The sequence below is a fragment of the Sphingopyxis sp. FD7 genome (genome assembly GCF_003609835.1).
Taxonomy (GTDB): Bacteria; Pseudomonadota; Alphaproteobacteria; order Sphingomonadales; family Sphingomonadaceae; genus Sphingopyxis.
In genome coordinates this window covers 3,111,497-3,128,479 of the sequence record NZ_AP017898.1, presented here as the reverse complement: position 1 = coordinate 3,128,479, position 16,983 = coordinate 3,111,497, and the positions used below count along the sequence as shown (strand labels likewise).

Annotated in this window: 20 protein-coding genes and 1 tRNA gene; 14 read left to right on the top strand and 7 right to left on the bottom strand. The window is 67.1% G+C overall.

Going from position 1 to position 16,983, the window contains the following annotated elements; genetic code table 11:
• The first annotated feature begins 103 nt into the window (after nucleotides 1–103).
• Nucleotides 104–880, top strand: a complete 777-nt coding sequence (locus tag SPYCA_RS15200) for a zinc-ribbon domain-containing protein (RefSeq protein ID WP_120221643.1) — start codon at nucleotides 104–106, stop codon at nucleotides 878–880.
• 136 nt (nucleotides 881–1,016) lie between these two features.
• Here the strand turns inward: SPYCA_RS15200 and SPYCA_RS15195 are convergent, their stop codons facing one another.
• Nucleotides 1,017–2,117, bottom strand: a complete 1,101-nt coding sequence (locus SPYCA_RS15195) for a YeiH family protein (protein ID WP_331852507.1) — start codon at nucleotides 2,115–2,117, stop codon at nucleotides 1,017–1,019.
• A gap of 68 nt (nucleotides 2,118–2,185) precedes the next feature.
• Here SPYCA_RS15195 and SPYCA_RS15190 point away from each other — a divergent pair.
• From SPYCA_RS15190 to SPYCA_RS15155, 8 genes are all read left to right on the top strand, one after another.
• Nucleotides 2,186–2,262 (top strand) — tRNA-Arg (locus tag SPYCA_RS15190).
• A gap of 53 nt (nucleotides 2,263–2,315) precedes the next feature.
• Nucleotides 2,316–3,518 (top strand): CoA transferase, encoded by a 1,203-nt coding sequence (locus tag SPYCA_RS15185; protein ID WP_120221642.1) that lies wholly within the window; start codon nucleotides 2,316–2,318, stop codon nucleotides 3,516–3,518.
• A gap of 70 nt (nucleotides 3,519–3,588) precedes the next feature.
• Nucleotides 3,589–4,803 carry an acetyl-CoA C-acetyltransferase gene (locus tag SPYCA_RS15180; RefSeq protein ID WP_120221641.1) on the top strand — a complete coding sequence of 405 codons (1,215 nt, stop codon included), beginning with the start codon at nucleotides 3,589–3,591 and terminating at the stop codon, nucleotides 4,801–4,803.
• A gap of 11 nt (nucleotides 4,804–4,814) precedes the next feature.
• On the top strand, nucleotides 4,815–6,518 hold the full coding sequence (locus SPYCA_RS15175) for an acyl-CoA dehydrogenase family protein (RefSeq protein ID WP_232003352.1): 1,704 nt from the start codon (nucleotides 4,815–4,817) through the stop codon (nucleotides 6,516–6,518).
• A gap of 521 nt (nucleotides 6,519–7,039) precedes the next feature.
• Nucleotides 7,040–7,519, top strand: coding sequence for a response regulator transcription factor (locus SPYCA_RS15170; protein WP_232003350.1), 480 nt, complete (start codon nucleotides 7,040–7,042; stop codon nucleotides 7,517–7,519).
• A 61-nt stretch (nucleotides 7,520–7,580) separates the two neighbouring features.
• Nucleotides 7,581–7,955, top strand: a complete 375-nt coding sequence (locus SPYCA_RS15165) for a hypothetical protein (RefSeq protein ID WP_120221639.1) — start codon at nucleotides 7,581–7,583, stop codon at nucleotides 7,953–7,955.
• A gap of 26 nt (nucleotides 7,956–7,981) precedes the next feature.
• Nucleotides 7,982–8,395: a hypothetical protein gene (locus tag SPYCA_RS15160; protein ID WP_120221638.1), complete on the top strand. Its 414-nt coding sequence runs from the start codon at nucleotides 7,982–7,984 to the stop codon at nucleotides 8,393–8,395.
• Nucleotides 8,396–8,420: 25 nt separating this feature from the next.
• Nucleotides 8,421–8,924 carry a winged helix DNA-binding protein gene (locus SPYCA_RS15155; protein WP_120221637.1) on the top strand — a complete coding sequence of 168 codons (504 nt, stop codon included), beginning with the start codon at nucleotides 8,421–8,423 and terminating at the stop codon, nucleotides 8,922–8,924.
• An 85-nt stretch (nucleotides 8,925–9,009) separates the two neighbouring features.
• Here SPYCA_RS15155 and SPYCA_RS15150 read toward each other — a convergent pair whose 3' ends face one another.
• The 6 genes from SPYCA_RS15150 to SPYCA_RS15125 all read right to left on the bottom strand — a co-directional run bounded on the left by SPYCA_RS15150 (nucleotide 9,010) and on the right by SPYCA_RS15125 (nucleotide 14,056).
• Nucleotides 9,010–9,756: a sigma-70 family RNA polymerase sigma factor gene (locus SPYCA_RS15150; RefSeq protein WP_120221636.1), complete on the bottom strand. Its 747-nt coding sequence runs from the start codon at nucleotides 9,754–9,756 to the stop codon at nucleotides 9,010–9,012.
• Nucleotides 9,746–11,869: a flagellar biosynthesis protein FlhA gene (flhA, locus tag SPYCA_RS15145; RefSeq protein ID WP_120221635.1), complete on the bottom strand. Its 2,124-nt coding sequence runs from the start codon at nucleotides 11,867–11,869 to the stop codon at nucleotides 9,746–9,748. The genes SPYCA_RS15150 and flhA overlap by 11 nt, the downstream gene beginning before the upstream one ends.
• Nucleotides 11,866–12,690, bottom strand: coding sequence for a transglycosylase SLT domain-containing protein (locus SPYCA_RS15140; protein ID WP_120221634.1), 825 nt, complete (start codon nucleotides 12,688–12,690; stop codon nucleotides 11,866–11,868). The genes flhA and SPYCA_RS15140 overlap by 4 nt, the downstream gene beginning before the upstream one ends.
• An 80-nt stretch (nucleotides 12,691–12,770) precedes the next feature.
• Nucleotides 12,771–13,076, bottom strand: a complete 306-nt coding sequence (locus tag SPYCA_RS15135; protein ID WP_120222378.1) for a hypothetical protein — start codon at nucleotides 13,074–13,076, stop codon at nucleotides 12,771–12,773.
• Complete coding sequence (gene flgM, locus SPYCA_RS15130) at nucleotides 13,076–13,375, bottom strand: flagellar biosynthesis anti-sigma factor FlgM (RefSeq protein WP_172595099.1); 300 nt, start codon at nucleotides 13,373–13,375, stop codon at nucleotides 13,076–13,078. Before flgM ends, SPYCA_RS15135 begins: the two co-directional genes overlap by 1 nt.
• A 168-nt stretch (nucleotides 13,376–13,543) precedes the next feature.
• Nucleotides 13,544–14,056: a flagella basal body P-ring formation protein FlgA gene (locus SPYCA_RS15125; protein WP_120221632.1), complete on the bottom strand. Its 513-nt coding sequence runs from the start codon at nucleotides 14,054–14,056 to the stop codon at nucleotides 13,544–13,546.
• A 259-nt stretch (nucleotides 14,057–14,315) separates the two neighbouring features.
• Here SPYCA_RS15125 and SPYCA_RS15120 point away from each other — a divergent pair, with 259 nt between their 5' ends.
• The 5 genes from SPYCA_RS15120 to flgF are packed head-to-tail and all read left to right on the top strand — an operon-like array spanning nucleotide 14,316 to nucleotide 16,976.
• Nucleotides 14,316–14,657 carry a flagellar basal body rod protein FlgB gene (locus SPYCA_RS15120; protein WP_120221631.1) on the top strand — a complete coding sequence of 114 codons (342 nt, stop codon included), beginning with the start codon at nucleotides 14,316–14,318 and terminating at the stop codon, nucleotides 14,655–14,657.
• The gene (gene flgC, locus SPYCA_RS15115) at nucleotides 14,654–15,064 is read left to right on the top strand and encodes a flagellar basal body rod protein FlgC (protein ID WP_120221630.1); all 411 of its coding nucleotides are present in this window, start codon (nucleotides 14,654–14,656) and stop codon (nucleotides 15,062–15,064) included. The genes SPYCA_RS15120 and flgC overlap by 4 nt, the downstream gene beginning before the upstream one ends.
• A 1-nt stretch (nucleotide 15,065) precedes the next feature.
• Complete coding sequence (locus SPYCA_RS15110) at nucleotides 15,066–15,359, top strand: flagellar hook assembly protein FlgD (protein ID WP_120221629.1); 294 nt, start codon at nucleotides 15,066–15,068, stop codon at nucleotides 15,357–15,359.
• 10 nt (nucleotides 15,360–15,369) lie between these two features.
• Complete coding sequence (locus SPYCA_RS15105; protein ID WP_120221628.1) at nucleotides 15,370–16,197, top strand: flagellar hook-basal body complex protein; 828 nt, start codon at nucleotides 15,370–15,372, stop codon at nucleotides 16,195–16,197.
• Nucleotides 16,198–16,232: 35 nt separating this feature from the next.
• Entirely contained in the window at nucleotides 16,233–16,976 is a 744-nt protein-coding gene (flgF, locus tag SPYCA_RS15100) for a flagellar basal-body rod protein FlgF (protein WP_120221627.1), read from the top strand.
• The last annotated feature ends 7 nt before the right edge of the window (nucleotides 16,977–16,983 follow it).

Below are 16,983 nucleotides of genomic sequence, written 5' to 3'. Positions count from 1 at the left end.
GGTCCGCTCATCCCGCTGCCTCTCGCACGGCTCTTGCCCAAGGACAAGGTGCGAGTGAACGCGGCGCTTGCAACGCCGCGAATCAGCGTGTTTAGAGAGGGCCATGATCCTCGCCTGCCCGTCGTGCCACACACGCTATGTCGTTCCCGATACCGCCATCGGGCCCGCGGGCCGCACCGTGCGCTGCGCCAATTGCCGCCATAGCTGGTTCCAGCAGCCCGCCGCCGCGCCGCCGCCCGCCGACGCCATCGTCCCGCCGGGCGTCGCCGCCCAACCCGCGCCCGAGGCGAAACCGGCGCCGACCCCAGCCCCGACCCCAGCCCCCGCCGCGACCTATTCGGACTTTCCCGAACCCGATCCGGTGCCGCCCCCGCCGACCTTCGCCGCCGAGCCGCCCCCGCGCCCGGCTCCCCTGGCCGACGACGCGCCTTTGCCGTTCCGTCGCCCGCGCCGCAACCCGGCGAGACGCTGGACGATTATCGCCGCGAGCGCCGCGGCGCTGATGCTGGCGGCGACGGGCGCGCTCGCCTGGTACGGGCTGCCAAGTTGGGCGGAGGGGCTGGGCCTTCCCGGCGGCACCGCCGAGCCCGATCTGGTGATCGAGCTGCCGCCCAATCAGGATCACCGCGAACTCGCCGACGGCACCATCTATTTCGCCGCGTCGGGGGTGATCATCAACCCGACCGACCGCGAACAGCGCGTGCCGCCGATTCTCGCCGAATTGCGCGATGCGCAGGGGACGATCGTTTACAGCTGGACGATCAAGCCGCCGGTGCGGGTGCTGCCGCCCAATGAAAAGGTCAATTTCAGCGAGGCAAAGCTCGACATCCCGCGCCGCGCGACGCAGCTGACGGTCAGCTGGGCGCTGCCCAAAACTTAAAACGCGTCATTGCGAGCATAGCGAAGCAATCTCCAGCTATCGTCCTGTCCGGTCGATGGCTGGGGATTGCTTCGTCGCTTCGCTCCTCGCAATGACAACCCAAGTGGAAACAATTACTTACCCCGACGTCACGCCGTCATAACAGCATCGCAGCGCCGAGCGACAACAGGAAGCTGGTCAGCGTCGCGACGATGATCGGCGCAAAACTTTGCCAGCCCTGATCGAGCAGCAGGTGCAGCCGCGCCTTCATCGCGGTCGCGACGATCGCCAGCAGCAACAGCGCCTGCGCGCCCGTCGCCGCGCCGTCCTGCACCGGCCGCGGGATCGGGGCGAATGAATTGATGGCGACCACGGCCAGAAACCCCAGGATGAACCAGGGCAGGCGGAGCGGGATGCGCGCGCCGCTGCCCGCTTTGCCGCCACGGCCGAGCCACAGCGCGACGAGCATCAGCATCGGCGCGAGCAGCGCGACGCGCGCCAGCTTGACGATCGTTGCCACCTCGCCCGCTTGCGGAGAGAAGGAAAAGCCGCCGCCGATCGCCTGCGCGACGTCGTGGACCGACGCGCCGATCAGGAACCCCGCCTGCGCGTCGGTCAGCCCGAGCTGGGCGGCGAGCACCGGATAGAGCGTCATCGCGAGCGCGCTGGCGACGGTGATCCCCACCAAGGTCAGCGTGAAGCGCGCCTGGTCGACGCGCCGGTCGCCGATCAGCGACCAGAGCGCGAGCGCCGCCGACGCGCCGCAGATCGCCGTCGCGCCGCCCGCAAGCAGCGCGGCGTGGCGGTCCTGCGCAAAGAGGGGCGCGCTGAGGGTGGTGACGAGGATGACCGCGAGCATGATAAGGACGAGCAGCAGGAAGGGCAGCGGCCCCAGCTCGGCGAGCTGAGCCGCGGTGATCCGCGCGCCGACGAGCACGATGCCGACGCGCAGCGCGGTCTGCGACATGAGGTCGAGCCCGGCGTGGGTGCGCGCGTCCTGCGACAGGAAGGACAGCGCGAGGCCGATGAGCAGGCCCATCAGCACGATCGGCGCGGCATAATGATCGGCGAGCCACGCCGCGGCGAGCGCGGCGATGGCGGTAACGAGGGTGCCGGGCAGGTAATCGCGCCAGCGCCGCCGCGTCGGCGGGTTCGCCTCGAGCTGCATCTCGCCATACAGGTCGGCGGCCATCGGCCAATGTTGTTCGGACGCTTTCACCGCGGCTTCCTTGCCCTTGCTGCAACGCCCGCTTCGCATATCCGCGCGATCCGGTCGATAGGCCATTGCTGGCGGGGCGCAGCCTTGCTAGAGGCCGCGCTCTGTCCGCACCCGTAGCTCAGCTGGATAGAGCGCTGCCCTCCGAAGGCAGAGGCCAGGGGTTCGAATCCCTTCGGGTGCGCCAGATGGCTGCGGAGCGGCAATGCGTGCCGCTATGTCGGGGGAGACAGGCGCCGGATGTACGACCTGCTGGCCGGCCTGTCGGTGATCGAAGCCTCCTCCTTTGTCGCTTCGCCGACCGCCGGGCTGTATCTCGCGCAAATGGGCGCCGAGGTGATCCGCGTCGATCAGATCGGCGGCGGCCCCGATTTCCGGCGCTGGCCGGTCACCGCAAATAACGATTCATTCTATTGGGAAAATCTCAACCGCGCGAAAAAGTCGGTCGCGCTCGACCTCGGCCGGGCGGAGGGGCGCGAGCTGCTGACGGCGCTGGTGCGCGCGACGGGACAGTTTCTCACCAATTTCCCGGTCGGCGGCTTCCTGTCGCACGACAGGCTTGCCGAGGGCCGCGCCGACCTTGTCACCGTGCGCGTGATGGGCTGGCCTGACGGATCGCCCGCGCTCGACTATACGGTGAACAATGCGGTGGGCTATCCGATGCTGACCGGGGCGGGGCCCGATCCGGTCAACCATGTGCTGCCCGCGTGGGACTTGCTCACCGGCGCCTATGCGGCGTTCGCGCTGCTCGCGGCGATCCGGCGGCGCAGCATTTCGGGCGAAGGCGGCGAGGTGCGCCTGCCGCTGTCCGACGTCGCTATCGGCACCGTCGCCAACCTCGGCGGGGTGGCCGAGATGCTCTATACGGGCGAAAACCGGCCGCGGCTCGGCAATGCGGTCTATGGCCTGTTCGGGCGCGATTTCGTGACGCGCGACGGGGAGCGGACGATGATCGTCGTCGTGACGTCGCGGCAATGGGCGAACCTCGTCGCCGCGCTGGGGCTCGGCGAAGCGGTGGCGGCGGTCGAGGCGGATCGCGGCGTTTCTTTCGCGACCGACGATGGGTTGCGCTTCACGCATCGCGACGCGCTCTATCCGCTGTTCGAGCGCGCCATCGCGGCGCGCGACCATGCCGATCTCGCCGCCGCGTTCGATGCGGGCGGGATCGTCCATTCACCCTATCGGACGATGTATGAGGCGGTTGAGGATCCGGCGCTGGTTGCCGATAATCCGATCTTTGGCGCCGCCGACAACCCCAGCGGTTTCGCCTACCCCGCCGCGGGCGCCTTTGCGACCCTGCCGCACGCCGAGCGCCAGCCGCCGCGCACGGCGCCGCTGAACGGCGAGCATAGCGAGGAAATCCTGGCCGACCGCCTGTCATTGTCGTCGGGCGAGCTTGCCCGCCTGATCGATGCCGGTATCGTCGGTGTGGCTTTAAAATGACGAAATCCAAACCCCGTTCGCGTCCCGACTGCGCTCGACGCGAACGGAAAAGAAGATTGGAGACTAAACCATGACCCTGCGCCGCGCCGCCATCGTCGCCCCGATCCGCACCGCCGTCGGCAAGTTCGGGGGCGCGCTTTCGTCGATGACCGCGGGCGCGCTGGGCGCGGTGATCCTGAAGGCGCTGGTCGAGCGCACGAAAATCGACCCCGCACGCGTCGACGATGTCGTCTTTTCGCAAGGCTATGGCAATGGCGAGGCGCCGGCGATCGGCCACTGGTCGTGGCTGGCGGCGGGGCTGCCGCTCGAAGTGCCGGGATACCAGCTCGACCGTCGCTGCGGCTCGGGGTTGCAGGCGGTCGTCAACGCCGCGATGATGGTGCAGACGGGCATGGCCGACGTCGTCGTCGCGGGCGGGGTCGAATCGATGTCGAATGTCGAGCATTATTCGACCGATATTCGCAAAGGGGTCCGCGCAGGCAATCTGACGCTCCACGACCGGCTGACGCGCGGGCGGCTGATGTCGCAGCCCGTCGAACGCTTCGGCGTGATCAGCGGCATGATCGAGACCGCCGAAAATCTGGCGAAGGATTATGGCATCACGCGTGAGGCGGCCGACGCCTATGCGGTGCGAAGCCACCAGCGCGCGGCGGCGGCGTGGGCGAAGGGGCTGTTCGACGACGAACTGGTGCCGGTGAGCGTGCCGCAGAAGAAGGGCGATCCGGTCGTCTTCGCGCATGACGAGGGCTATCGCGCCGACGCGAGCATGGAGACGCTCGGCAAATTGCGCGCGCTCGAAGGCGGCGTCGTCACCGCGGGCAATGCCAGCCAGCAGAATGACGCCGCCGCGGCGTGCCTGGTCGTCGCCGAGGACAAGCTGGGCGAACTCGGCCTCGAACCGATCGCCTGGTATCACAGCGCGGCGTCGGCGGGGTGCGACCCCAGCCGCATGGGCATCGGCCCGGTCCCCGCGGTCGAGCGGCTGTTCGCGCGCACCGGTCTCGGCTGGGGCGACATCGACCTCGTTGAACTCAACGAGGCTTTCGCGCCGCAGGTTCTCGCGGTGCTCAAGGGCTGGGGCTGGTCGGACGACGACAGCCGGTGCGAAATCCTCAACGTCAACGGGTCGGGCATCTCGCTCGGCCATCCGATCGGCGCGACGGGAGGGCGCATCCTCGCCAACCTCACGCGCGAACTCGTGCGCCGCGACGGGCGCTATGGGCTGGAGACGATGTGCATCGGCGGCGGGCAGGGCATCGCCGCGATCTTCGAGCGCGCCGCCTGAGCGTGGGGGATTTGCGGAAAGCCTTGCAGGCCGCGGCGGCCTATCGCGACGCGGCGCAGGCGGCGTTGAGCAAGCGGCTGAATGGACCCTGTGTCCCCGCGAAGGCGGGAACCCATCGTCCGGCGGCGCGAGACGACACCGACCGGCGATCGACCCCCGCCTTCGCGGGGGAACAGGGTGTTGAGGATCGCGCGCCGTCCGCCTTGTATCCTATCGACCGCGAGCAGCGCGGCGCACACGGCTTCGCCTGGGTGGCAACGACGGTCGCGGCGCTGGAGGCGACGCTCGACTGGCTCGACGCTGGCGACGGCGCAAATCCGCTCGACGCGAAGATCGCGACGCTCGCCTTCGCCGAAGGGCTCGGCCAGCTCAGCGGCGGCCTGCCGATGGGACAGAACGAGATTTTCCGTCCCGCCGATCTGGGACTTGGCGCCGAAGCGCGCAAGCTCGCCGACAGTTGCGCAGACCTTCTCGATGCCGACCATGCCGCGCTGCGTGCCGAGGTTACCGGTGCGCTTGCCGAGGGTCATTGGCCGAGCGAGACGCTGCACGATGCCGGGCTCGACGCGATCCGCGACCAGTTTCGCCGCTTCACCGAAGCCGAGATCATACCCCACGCGCACCGCTGGCATCTCGCCAATGCGTTGGTTCCCGATGCCACGGTGCAGGCGATGGCCGACCTTGGCACGTTCGGCGTGTGCATCCCCGAAAGGTTCGGGGGGCTCGGCCTGTCGAAACTGGTGATGTGCCTCGTCACCGAAGAATTGTCGCGCGGCTGGATCGGCGCGGGCTCGCTCGGCACGCGCTCCGAAATCGCGGGCGAGCTGATCGCGACCGGCGGCACCGACGCGCAGAAGGCCGAATGGCTGCCAAAGATCGCGAGCGGCGCGGTGCTGCCGACCGCGGTGTTCACCGAACCCGATGTCGGTTCGGACCTCGGTTCGTTGCAGACGCGCGCGCGGTTTCAGGGCGGCCGCTGGATCATCGACGGCGCAAAGACGTGGATCACCCACGCCGCGCGCTCGGACCTGATGACCCTGCTCGCGCGTACCGTGCCCGACGCGAAGGGCTACGCCGGCCTGTCGATGCTCCTCGTCCCCAAGCCGCGCGGGAGCGACGCCGATCCTTTCCCCGCCGCCGGCATGAGCGGGAGCGAGATCGAAGTGCTCGGCTATCGCGGGATGCGCGAATATGCGCTGCAATTCGACGGCATGGCGGCAGGAGCCGACGCGCTGCTCGGCGGCGCCCAGGGGCAGGGGTTCAAGCAGCTGATGCGCACCTTCGAGGGAGCGCGCATCCAGACCGCGGCGCGCGCGGTCGGCGTCGCCCGGCGCGCGCTGGAGCTGGGCCTCGCCTATGCGCTGGCTCGCAAGCAGTTCGGGCGCGCGATCGTCGCTTTCCCCCGCGTCGCCGACAAGCTGGCGATGGGCCTTGTCGATTTCGTCATGGCGCGCGAGCTCGCCTATGCCGCGGCGCGCGCCAAGGACGGCGGCAAGCGTTGCGACATCGAAGCGGGGATGGCGAAACTGCTCGCCGCGCGGGCGGCGTGGGCGAACGCCGACGCCAGCCTGCAGATCCACGGCGGCAATGGCTATGCGCTCGAATATGAGATCAGCCGCATCCTATGCGACGCGCGTATCCTCAATATCTTCGAGGGCGCGGCCGAGATTCAGGCGCAGGTGATCGCGCGCGGGCTGGTCGAACGGCGGAACTAGTGACCTGAATCTAAAGTGATATCGTCACTCCGGGCCTGACCCGGGGTTCCGCTTTCTTTCGCGCACGGACGGAAGAAAAAGCGGGATCCCGGGTCAAGCCCGGGATGACGATGATGAAACGAACTTCGATTCCGCCATATTAGGACCGATCGGCATTCGGAAGCTGGCGAGTCGGCGTTGACGACGACCACCATGGGGCAAATGGCGGTTTTCCGTGACCCGGAGCGTAGCGTGCCTTTTGCACCCGAGCGCCGGGCGCGCGGAGGGCCGCCGGTTGCAGACCGCCAGCGCTGAAGGTCGATCGGCCCAGGGGCCGTGACCCGTCGCTGCGCCTCGAAAGGACCGCAGGCGATCGCCCGCCTGCGGGATGTCGAGCGACGGACGCGGCGGCGAACCGGTTTCGAAAGTTACGGTGAACCATCGCCCGCGCGCCGCCATGTCACCGTAACATGATCGGACGATGGATGAATTTGACCGCTGCCGACCTTGATTTCGACTCGTGATGCTCTATTCCAACCCCCGTGCAAGGCGATCCGGACAATTACATCAGCCTGCTTTCGGCCGCGCAAATCGAAACGTTGCGGCACGTTTATGAGCACAAAAATTCCAAGCAGATCGCGCGGATCATGAATGTTTCGCCGCACACAGTCGACGAACGTGTGCGGCGAGTTCTAAAAAAGCTCAATGTTTCCAACAGAATAGATGCGGCTCGGATGTTGGCTGTTAACGGTGTCTTCGATCATGTTACCCCTTATCAGCCTTTGACATATCAATTGATCGACCTAGGCGACGATCCGCCCGCCGTCGATGCCGATCCGGGGCGCAGTGCGTTTCGGCGGCTTTTCGATATCGGTTCGCCTTTTCCCACCGCGTCCCAGCCGACCAATCGGCATGGGTTGATGGAAAGGATTATCTGGCCGATCCTCATCGCTTTCGCGACGATTTTGGCCTTTTCCGCCCTCTATTCGATCCTTGTCGGACTCGGTCGTGTTCTGACCTGACTGTTCGAACCGAATGCTGCGGGGGGGAGACCGGTAGCATTCTTTTTCAAGGAAAAAGTTAATGCTGAACGAACGAGTTTCTGCGGCGAAAAAGATCGCGTCCGACCTGCACCAGGCCGAAGACGCCATCGACGAAGCGATGATCCGCATTGCCCAGCTCGCGGCGACGCTGCCGACCGCGCGGCGCGAGACCAACATGTCGGCGATCGTCGGCCAGGAAGCGATGGCCAAGGTCGCCCATGCGCTCGCCGCCGCCGGCGAAGTGCGCCAGCTCCTGACCGACGCACATCTGGCGTTGACGGTGACGCAGAAGGAGGTTGGACTCGGCACGCGCATGTTCGGCGCGGGCGTCAAGCCGGCGTCGGCGAGGCTGGTCGATGAAGGCAGCAACGACCGCCAGCGCGCCGACGCGCCGACGTTCGCGAAGGCGGGTTGATCCGCAGGAAAGGTTGACTGCCACATATGTGGTCCGTGGCGATCTATTATGTCGTTCTGCTCATCACCGTCGCTGTCGCCGTTCGGCGCGGCGGGCCGTTTGAACGCTGGGCAGCCTATACGGCATTGATCGCCTCGGTCCTCACGACCGTCGTGACGCCTTTTCCGACCTGGACCAACATCGAGGTCAATATCTTCATCATCGACGTGCTGGTGCTTTTGAGCTTCTGGTTCATCGCGCTCAGGACGCGGAGTTTCTGGCCATACTGGATCACCGGCTGGCAGCTGATCGCCATTTTCGGCCATATCCAGAAGCTGATGTTCGTGGAGATTTTGGCGCGGCCCTATTCGCTGCTGTCGGTGTATATATCCTATCCGATCCTGCTGCTCATCATCTACGCATCGGGATCGTCGGGTCGGCGAAAGGAGATTGCGGCGTAGCGGTGGCTCCCCGGGGCATTGACACATGCAGCAATTCTCGAATCAGGAAATGGCCGAACTGAAATCGCGGGTCGACCGGATCCACGATCTGCTCGCGCGCCGCGGCGATGAGGGCGCGGCGATGCTTCGACCTTCCGCGGCCGATCGGCGCGGTGACGAGCGGGCACAGCCGCCGCTGCTCGACCAGCTGTCGTTCAGCATCGAGGCGCGGCGTATCCGCCGCAGCCATTTCGGCGGCGCCGACATGTCGGGGGCGGTCTGGGACATGATGCTCGACCTGATGCTTGCGCGCGCCAACGCGCGGGTGCTCGGCGCAAGCGACCTGGCGACCGGCGCGGGGGTGCCGCTGTCATCGGGATTGCGGATGATCGCCGCGCTCGAACAACATGGGCTTGTCGAGCGGGCGATCGACGAACGCGACCGCCGCCGCACGCTTGTCCGGCTGACCGACGCCGGGGCTGAGCGCATGGCCTCCTATTTCGAACGGATCGGCGGCGCGACCCGCGGCGGACGACCGCTCGCCGCCTGATACAGCGCCTTGCCCCCCGGACCGGGTGCGGCGGCCGGGTCGCGGCCGCACCCGGTCATCCCTTCGGGGCTCACTGAAACAGGGTCTAGTCGGTCATCTCGCGCATCATGCGTTCCACCTTTATCATCGCCTCGCGCTTGATCTGGCAGATGCGCGCCGCGCTGACGTCGAGCGTCAGGCCGATTTCGTGCAGGTTCAGTTCCTCGAAGAAATAGAGCTGGAGCACCATCTGCTCGCGCTCGGACAGGCGGCCGATGCATTGGCGCAGCGCGCCCATCATATCCTCCTGCTCGCAGCGCTCGTCGGCCCCCGCCTCCTCGTCGGCGGCCAGGAAGGCGCCGATCTCGGTCAGTTCGTCGAGCGAGGCCGAGCGGCCGTGGGTCGCATTGCGTTCGAGCGCGAAATAATCCTCCGCCGCCATGTCGAGCGCGACCGCCATTTCGGCCGCGGTCGGCGCGCGCAGCAACTGCTGTTCGAGCGCGGCGCGCGTCGCCTGGAGCCGCTTCGCCGCGACCATCGCCGACCGCCCGACATCGGCTTCGCGGCGCAGATGGTCGATCATCGCGCCGCGAATGCGCGTCGAGGCATAGGTGGCAAAGGCGAAACCGCGCTCCTCATAATGGCGGCTCGCCTCGATGAGCGCGATCAGCCCGGTCTGGATCAGGTCGTCGAGTTCGCTCGTCCGCGACACGCGCGAAAAGACCTGCCAGGCGATCTTGCGCACCAAAGGGGCATATTCGGCGACCAGCGCGTCGGCGCTTTCGACGTAGCCATGCGGGCGCAGCGCGCGGCGGGGCGCCCCGGCGAATTGCTCGGCGGGCTCAATTCTCATTCAGATGATCCTCCATCGGGGCATCGGGTCCGGTCGCGAGGCGCGGCACTTCGGCGCCGATCGTCGCGACGATTTCGGTCTGCTTGGTCGCCGGGATTTCGAGGTAGGAAATGACGGCGACATCGGGGAAGGTCGCGCGCACGAGGCGCGAGAGCGCGGAGCGGCAGATCGGCGAGGCGACAAGCGCAAAGCTGCGCGTCGACAGGAGCAAAGGTTCGACCGCCTGTCCGATCTGTTCGATGATCTTCATCGCCATGCCATGCTCGAACGGCCATTCGGCGGCCGGATTGGCGCGCACCGCCTGGTTCAGCAGCACTTCGACCTCGGGGCTGAAGGTGACGACGGGAAGCGGCATCCGGCTCGGCACGATCGTCTGGACGATCAGCGCGCCGATCCGCTGCCGCACCGCTTCGACCAGCTCGCTCTCGCCGAGTTGCTGCGCCGACAGGGCGACCATCGCTTCGGCAATCTTGCGGAAATCGCGCAGCGGGACGCGCTCGACGAGCAGCGATTTGCAAAGGCTGGCGACGCGCGGCAGCGAATAGCCCTGCGGGCTCAGATTCTGCGCCAGCTGCGGATAATGCGCTTTCAGATTGTCGATCAGCGCCTGCGCATCGTCGATGCCGAACAGCTCGGCGGCCGATCCGACGATGCTGTTGTTGAGGTGGGTCGCAACGACGGTGGCGGGGTCGACGACGGTATAGCCCGCCGCGATCGCGTCATTCTGCGCCGCCTTGGGAATCCAGAGGGCGTCGAGGCCGAAGGTCGGATCCTTGCACGCGCGCCCGGCAACCCTCGTGACCAGATCGCCCGAATCGAGCGCGAGCATTTCATTGGGAAACACCTCATCCTCGCCGACGATCACTCCGGCGACCGAAATGCGATAGACATTGCCCGGCAACGACAGATCGTCGGTTACCTTCACCGGCGGGACGACGAAGCCGAGTTCCTTCGACAATTGGCGGCGGATGCCGGTGATGCGCGTCATCAGCGGCGAACCCTTGCGCTCGTCGACGAGCGGGACGAGCGCATAGCCGATTTCGAGCTGGCACGCGCTCGCTTCGCTGACCTCGGCCCATTCGATGCGCGAGGGGTCGGGCGCCGCCGCCGCGGGTTCGGGGGCCGCGGCAACCGCGGCTTCGGCGCGGCGGAGCTGCCAGCCGATCGCAAAGCAGACCGCCGACGCCGGAAGGATCAGCAGCTGCGGCATCGCGGGAACCAGGCCGAGGATGAACAGGATGCCGCCGACCGCGATCCAGATGTGCGGCGAAGCGAACTGGCTGCCGATCTGGCCGCTGAGGTCGAAAGGCGACGCGACGCGCGTGACGATTGCCGCCGCGGCGATCGACAGCAGCAGCGCGGGGATCTGCGCGACGAGCGCGTCGCCGATCGCCAGCGTGATATAGGTGCTGCCGGCCTCCGAGAGGCTGAGACCATGGCTGAAGATGCCGAGGATCAGCCCGCCGACGATGTTGACGAACAGGATGAGCAGCCCGGCGATCGCATCGCCCTTCACGAACTTCGACGCACCGTCCATCGACCCGTAGAAATCGGCTTCGGTGCCGATCTCGACGCGGCGCGCCTTCGCTTCTTCGGGGGTGAGCAGCCCGGCGTTCAGATCGGCGTCGATCGCCATCTGCTTGCCGGGCAGCGCGTCGAGCGTGAAGCGCGCGGAGACTTCGGAGACGCGGCCCGCACCCTTGGTGATGACGATCAGGTTGATGATCATCAGCACGACAAAAACGAACAGGCCGACGACATAATCGCCGCCGATCAGCACCTGGCCGAACGCCTCGATGACATGTCCCGCCGCCGCGGTGCCTTCATGCCCGTTGACGAGCACGACGCGCGTCGATGCGACGTTGAGCGCGAGGCGAAACAGTGTCGCGAGCAGGAGCACGGTCGGAAACGCCGAGAAATCGAGCGGCTTCGACGCCTGCAGCGCGACCATCAGGATGAGCAGGCTGATCATGATGTTCGCGACAAAGCTGATGTCGAGGATCAGCGGCGACACGGGGATCACCATCAGCGCGACGAGGATCAGCATCGCCGCGGGCAGCGCCGACACTCCCGCGATGCGGCCGATGTTGCGAAGGTCGAAACCCGCGGTCATGCCGCGCCTCCCGAAAGCGAGGCGAGACGCCGATAGGCGTCGGCGGCAAAGCCCATCGAAAGTTTTTTGGGCATCGGCTGGATATCCATCATGTGCAGTGGAGGTCGCCCCGCGCCGTTCGCCACGCCGCTCGCGCTGCGCACCTCGGCGCGCCAGCCGAGCGGGGCCGACGGTTTCAGATTGTCGATCTTGCCGCCGTCTTCGAGCTTGGCGCGAAAACGGTCGCGGATCTCGGCAAGGCTGCGCATATTGCCGTCGGCGGCGTAAAAGACCGAGCGATTGGCGGCCGCCGCCTCGGGCATCATCGTCGCGCCGGGCTGGTCGGGATTGGCGGCGAGCGCGGTCAGGAAACGGACGGCGCCCGCCGATCCCAGGAAATGCGCGAGATAAAGGTCGACCGGCTCGGCGCTGCGCCCGATCCGGCTTTCCAGATAGGCGCGATTGTCGCCGGTCAGCGCCGCCGCCATGCTCGATGCTGCGGCGGGATCGTCGCGCAGCGCAAAAATCTGGTCGCGCAGCATCGGGTCGGCGACCGACAGGCGCCCCGACGCATCGCGCGTGATCGCATCGGCGGCCCAGGCCAGGCCGTGGCTCGCGCCATGGCGCTCGAGCGTCGCGAGCCACGTCTGCCGGGTGAACTGATAGAGGCCGCGCGCCGACGAGGTCGACGCTCTGGCGGTCGGATTATAGCCGCTCTCGACCCGCGCGACGTCGAACAGATAGTCGAAGTCAATTCCCGTGCGCGCCGCCGCGCGCTGCACCGCGTCGAGGACGGGGGCGGCGATGCGGGCGGGGTCCTGGGGTCGGTTGATTGCGTTCATTGTCCTGGTTCCGCTGGTTCAGCAGACCCAAAGCAATCATCGTGCCACTTTCCGAAAAGCGGCAAGTAAGCGATTTTATTTCAATAGCTTAGGGCGATCCCGCCCGGCCGGGTGCCGCGGATTTCATGGTTTCTGTCAATCCGCTGACGGGTCCAGTCCTTCAATATGTTGACGCGCATCGCGGCGGCTTCGAGCTGGCCGAGCGTCTGGGCGATCAACGCGCGCGCGCGATGCTCGCTCCCGGCGGGCACAGGCGCGCCGCGCATGAGGATCACCGCCGTCGCCAGTTCCTCCGTCGCGGCGATGATCGCGCCCGCGTCATGGCCGTCGAGCGCGTCGATCAGCGCATGGAGCCGCGCCTGCACCTCATCCATCGCCGCCAGCATCATTCGGTCCCGTGACCGTGAAAGTCCAGCATCGCGCTGGCGATGATCGCCGGGTGGACGCCGTAATTGCCGCTGCCGATCGCGGTGCGCAATGCCGCGACGCGCGCGACGTCGACCGGCGGCGGCTGGTCGGCGAGGCTGGTCGACAGGCGCGTCAACCGCGCGGCGGGCAGATTGTCCTGCGCCGCCTGCACCCTTGCGGGGGGGCGTGCCGACGCGGTCGCTTCGCCGGCGACGCGGCGCGGCGGGCCGGTGCGGGCGACGCCGCCAACGGGTCCGATCTTGCTGTCACCCGACATAAATGCCTCCATCGGGCGCCGTCAGAAAAGTGACGACGCGCTTCACGAAGGCTTTAACGGCGCATCGGCACGGGGATTAAGGGCGGCCGCCGGTAAAAAGAAAAGAAAGGCCCGGCCGCGTCGGAAAGCCGACGGCGACCGGGCCGTTCGCACGGATGGGGCGTGGAGTCAGTCGTCGATGCGCGCGGCGCCGGGGCCGGTGACGGTGGCGCTCAGCGTCGATTTGCGGTCGCTGCCGCGCAGCGCGATCGTTTCGCCGACACGGCCATCCTCGACCGCGATCGCGGCATAGCTGATCGAATAGCTCGGCGTGTCGATCGACACACGGACATTGTCGCCGCGGCGGACGACCGGTGCGCTCGGCGCCGGGCGCGCGAAAGGCGCGGTGGCGGGCAATGCGGCGCCCGCGCCACCCGTCATCGCGACGCGCAGCCGCCAGCCAAGCGGGACGCAGCGCACCGCGAGCGTGTTGGCGTCGATCGCGCTGACCGTGGCGGGTTCGGGACAACGCGCCAGCCTGATGCGGCGATCGATCGGCACGGCGGTGCGGCCGAGCGCGCTGGCGACCGTCGCGGTCAGCGCGTCGATCGCCTGCCAGTCCTCGGTGGCGGGCTGGGCTTCGGCGGCAACCGGGGCGAGTCCGGCGCAGACGGCAAGCGCTGCGGAAAGTCGGCGGGACATGGTTCGTCTCCTTCAATGCGAAAGGCTCGCCCGACAAACTGCACAAACTGTGCCAGCCGCGGCGCGACGCGGCCTCGGGCCGGGCATGAAGCGGACACGTCGGTTTTTTGACGACGGGTACCGGGCAAGGATGAAGACGGATGTTATCCGTTTGAAAAATAGCCGAAAACATGGTTTGGCACAGCCATTGCATAATCCCTTGGGTGTTTCCGTGTGTCCGCGCCAGTCGGCCGGGTCGCGGCCAGCGCAAGGGAATGTGATGATGGCATCCGAGAAACTCTTTGGCCTGCATGCGACGGCGCTCCAGCTGCGCAGCCAGCGCATGATGATGCTCGCGTCGAACATCGCGAACGCCGCGACGCCCGGTTACAAGGCGCGCGACATCGACTTTGCGAAGGCGCTCGACCTCGCGCGGCAGGGCCAGTCGACCGAAGGCGCGGTCGCCTATCGCGTGCCCGTCCAGGCGTCGCTCGACGGCAACACCGTCGAAATGGCGACCGAGCAGACGGCCTATGCCGAAAATGCGCTCGCCTATCGCTCGAGCCTCGCATTCCTCAGCGGCCGCATCAACACGCTGTCGCGCGCGCTGAAGGGCGAATGACGATGAACGGCAGCTTCTCCGTCTTCGATATCAGCGGCCGCGCCATGTCGGCGCAGCTCGTGCGGCTCAACACCACCGCGTCGAACCTCGCCAATGCGGGGACGGTCGCGGGCAGCGAGGCGGGCGCCTTTCGCTCGCTGAAGCCCGTCTTTCGCACGGTGATGGACGATCATGGCCGCGCGACGGTCCAGATCGACCAGATCACGACCTCGAAAATGGCGCCGTCGAAGCGCCACGATCCGTCGAACCCCCTCGCCGACGCCGACGGCAATGTGTGGGAAGCCGCGGTCGATAGCGCCGCCGAGCTGGTCGAGATGGTCGAGACCGCGCGCCAGTATCAGAACAATGTCCAGGTTCTCGAAACCGCGAAGGGCCTGATCAACGAAACCTTGAGGATGGGACAGTAAGATGAGCGTCAACGGCATCACCAACACCAATCCCGTGTTCCACCCGCCCGGCACCAGCCAGCAGATGGGCCAGAGCGACTTCCTGCGTCTGATGACCGCGCAGCTGTCGCAGCAGGATCCCTTCAACCCCGTCGACAACACCGAGATGGTTGCGCAGATGGCGCAATTCTCGAGCCTCGCCGGGATCAGCGAGACGAACAATGCGCTCGCGCAGATTTCGGAGCAGCTCGCGGCGCAGACGCAGCTGCTTCGCGACATCAAGGCCGCCACCCCGGCCCCCACCCCCGCAGAATAAGGATACGCCCATGTCTTTCTATACCTCGCTTTCCGGCCTCAAGGCGTCGCAGACCGACATGTCGGTCATCTCGAACAATATCGCCAACGCCGGCGCGGTCGGCTTCAAGCGCAGCAAGGCGCAGTTCGGCGACATTTTCGCCTCGTCGCCGACGCAGTCGACGAAGATGATTGCCGGACAGGGCACGCGCCTCAATGGGATCACCCAGCAGTTCACGCAGGGCTCCTATGAATCGAGCGAAAAGACGCTCGACCTCGCGATCGTCGGCGAAGGGCTGTTCATCGTGAAGGGCGAGCCGCCGCGCGAACAGGTCGCCTATACGCGCAACGGTTCGTTCGAGCCGACCCCCGACGGCAGGGTCATCGACACGACCGGCGCGACGCTGCAACTGCTGCCGGTCGATGCCGCGGGCAATGTCACCGACAATACGCTCGCGGGCGCCTTCGATTTCCAGCTGCCCACCGGCGCGCCGTCGGACCCGACCTCGGCGCTGGTGAATGTCACCATCGGCCTCGACGGCCTGGTCACCGCGACCTTTGCCAATGGCGAGGACCAGATGCTCGGCAAGGTGGCGATGGCGACCTTCCCGACGATGTCGGGGCTGCGCCCGACGGGCGACGCGCACTGGCAATCGACGGGCGAAAGCGGTCCGCCGACGATCGATGCCGCGACCAACGGCCCGATGGGCGCGATCCGTTCGGGCGCGCTCGAACGCTCGAACGTCGACATCACCGAGGAGCTGGTGATGCTGATGGCGGCGCAGCGCAATTTTCAGGCGAATGCCAAGGCGATCGAGGGCGCGTCGCAGCTGACTCAGACGATCATCGGCATGCGCTGACGCCGCGCTGACCGCCGACCGCCAGGAGCAAGCCGATGGACCGCCTTATCTACACCAGCCTCTCCGCGATGCGCGGCAGCATGGCGCGGCAGACGGCGATCGCCAACAATCTGGCGAACGCGCAGACGCCGGGCTTTCGCGCCGACATGGCGAGCGCGCAGTCGCTCTGGCTCGACGGCTCCGGCCTCGACGCGCGCGCCATGGCGTCCGAAGAGGTGCTCGGCGCCGACATGAAGGCAGGCACCGTCACCGCGACAGGCCGCGACCTCGACATCGCGATGCAGGGCGACGCGCTGCTCGTCGTCCAGGCGGGGAACGGCGAGGAGGCCTATACGCGGCGCGGCGACCTGCAAGTGTCGCCAAGCGGCCTGCTCACCACCGGCGACGGCCACCCCGTCCAGGGCGGCCAGGGGCCGGTGACGATCCCCCCCGCCGACGCGATCAGCATCGACCAGCAGGGCCGGGTGTGGATCGTGCCGCAGGGCGGCGATCCCGAAAACCCGCAGGAGGTCGATCGGCTGCGGCTCGCGACCCCCGTGGGATCGGAGATTGCGAAAGGCCTCGACGGCCTGTTCCGCGTGAAGGGTGGCGGCATATTGCCCGATGACCCCGAAGCGCGGCTGCTCACCCGTTCGATCGAGGGATCGAACGTCACCGCCACCAGCGCGCTCGTCGAGATGATCGAGGCGAGCCGCAGCTGGGACACGCAATTGAAGATGATCGGCGACGTGCGCGACATGGACAGCGCGACCGCCAATCTGATGCAGCTTCCCCGTTAAGGAGATA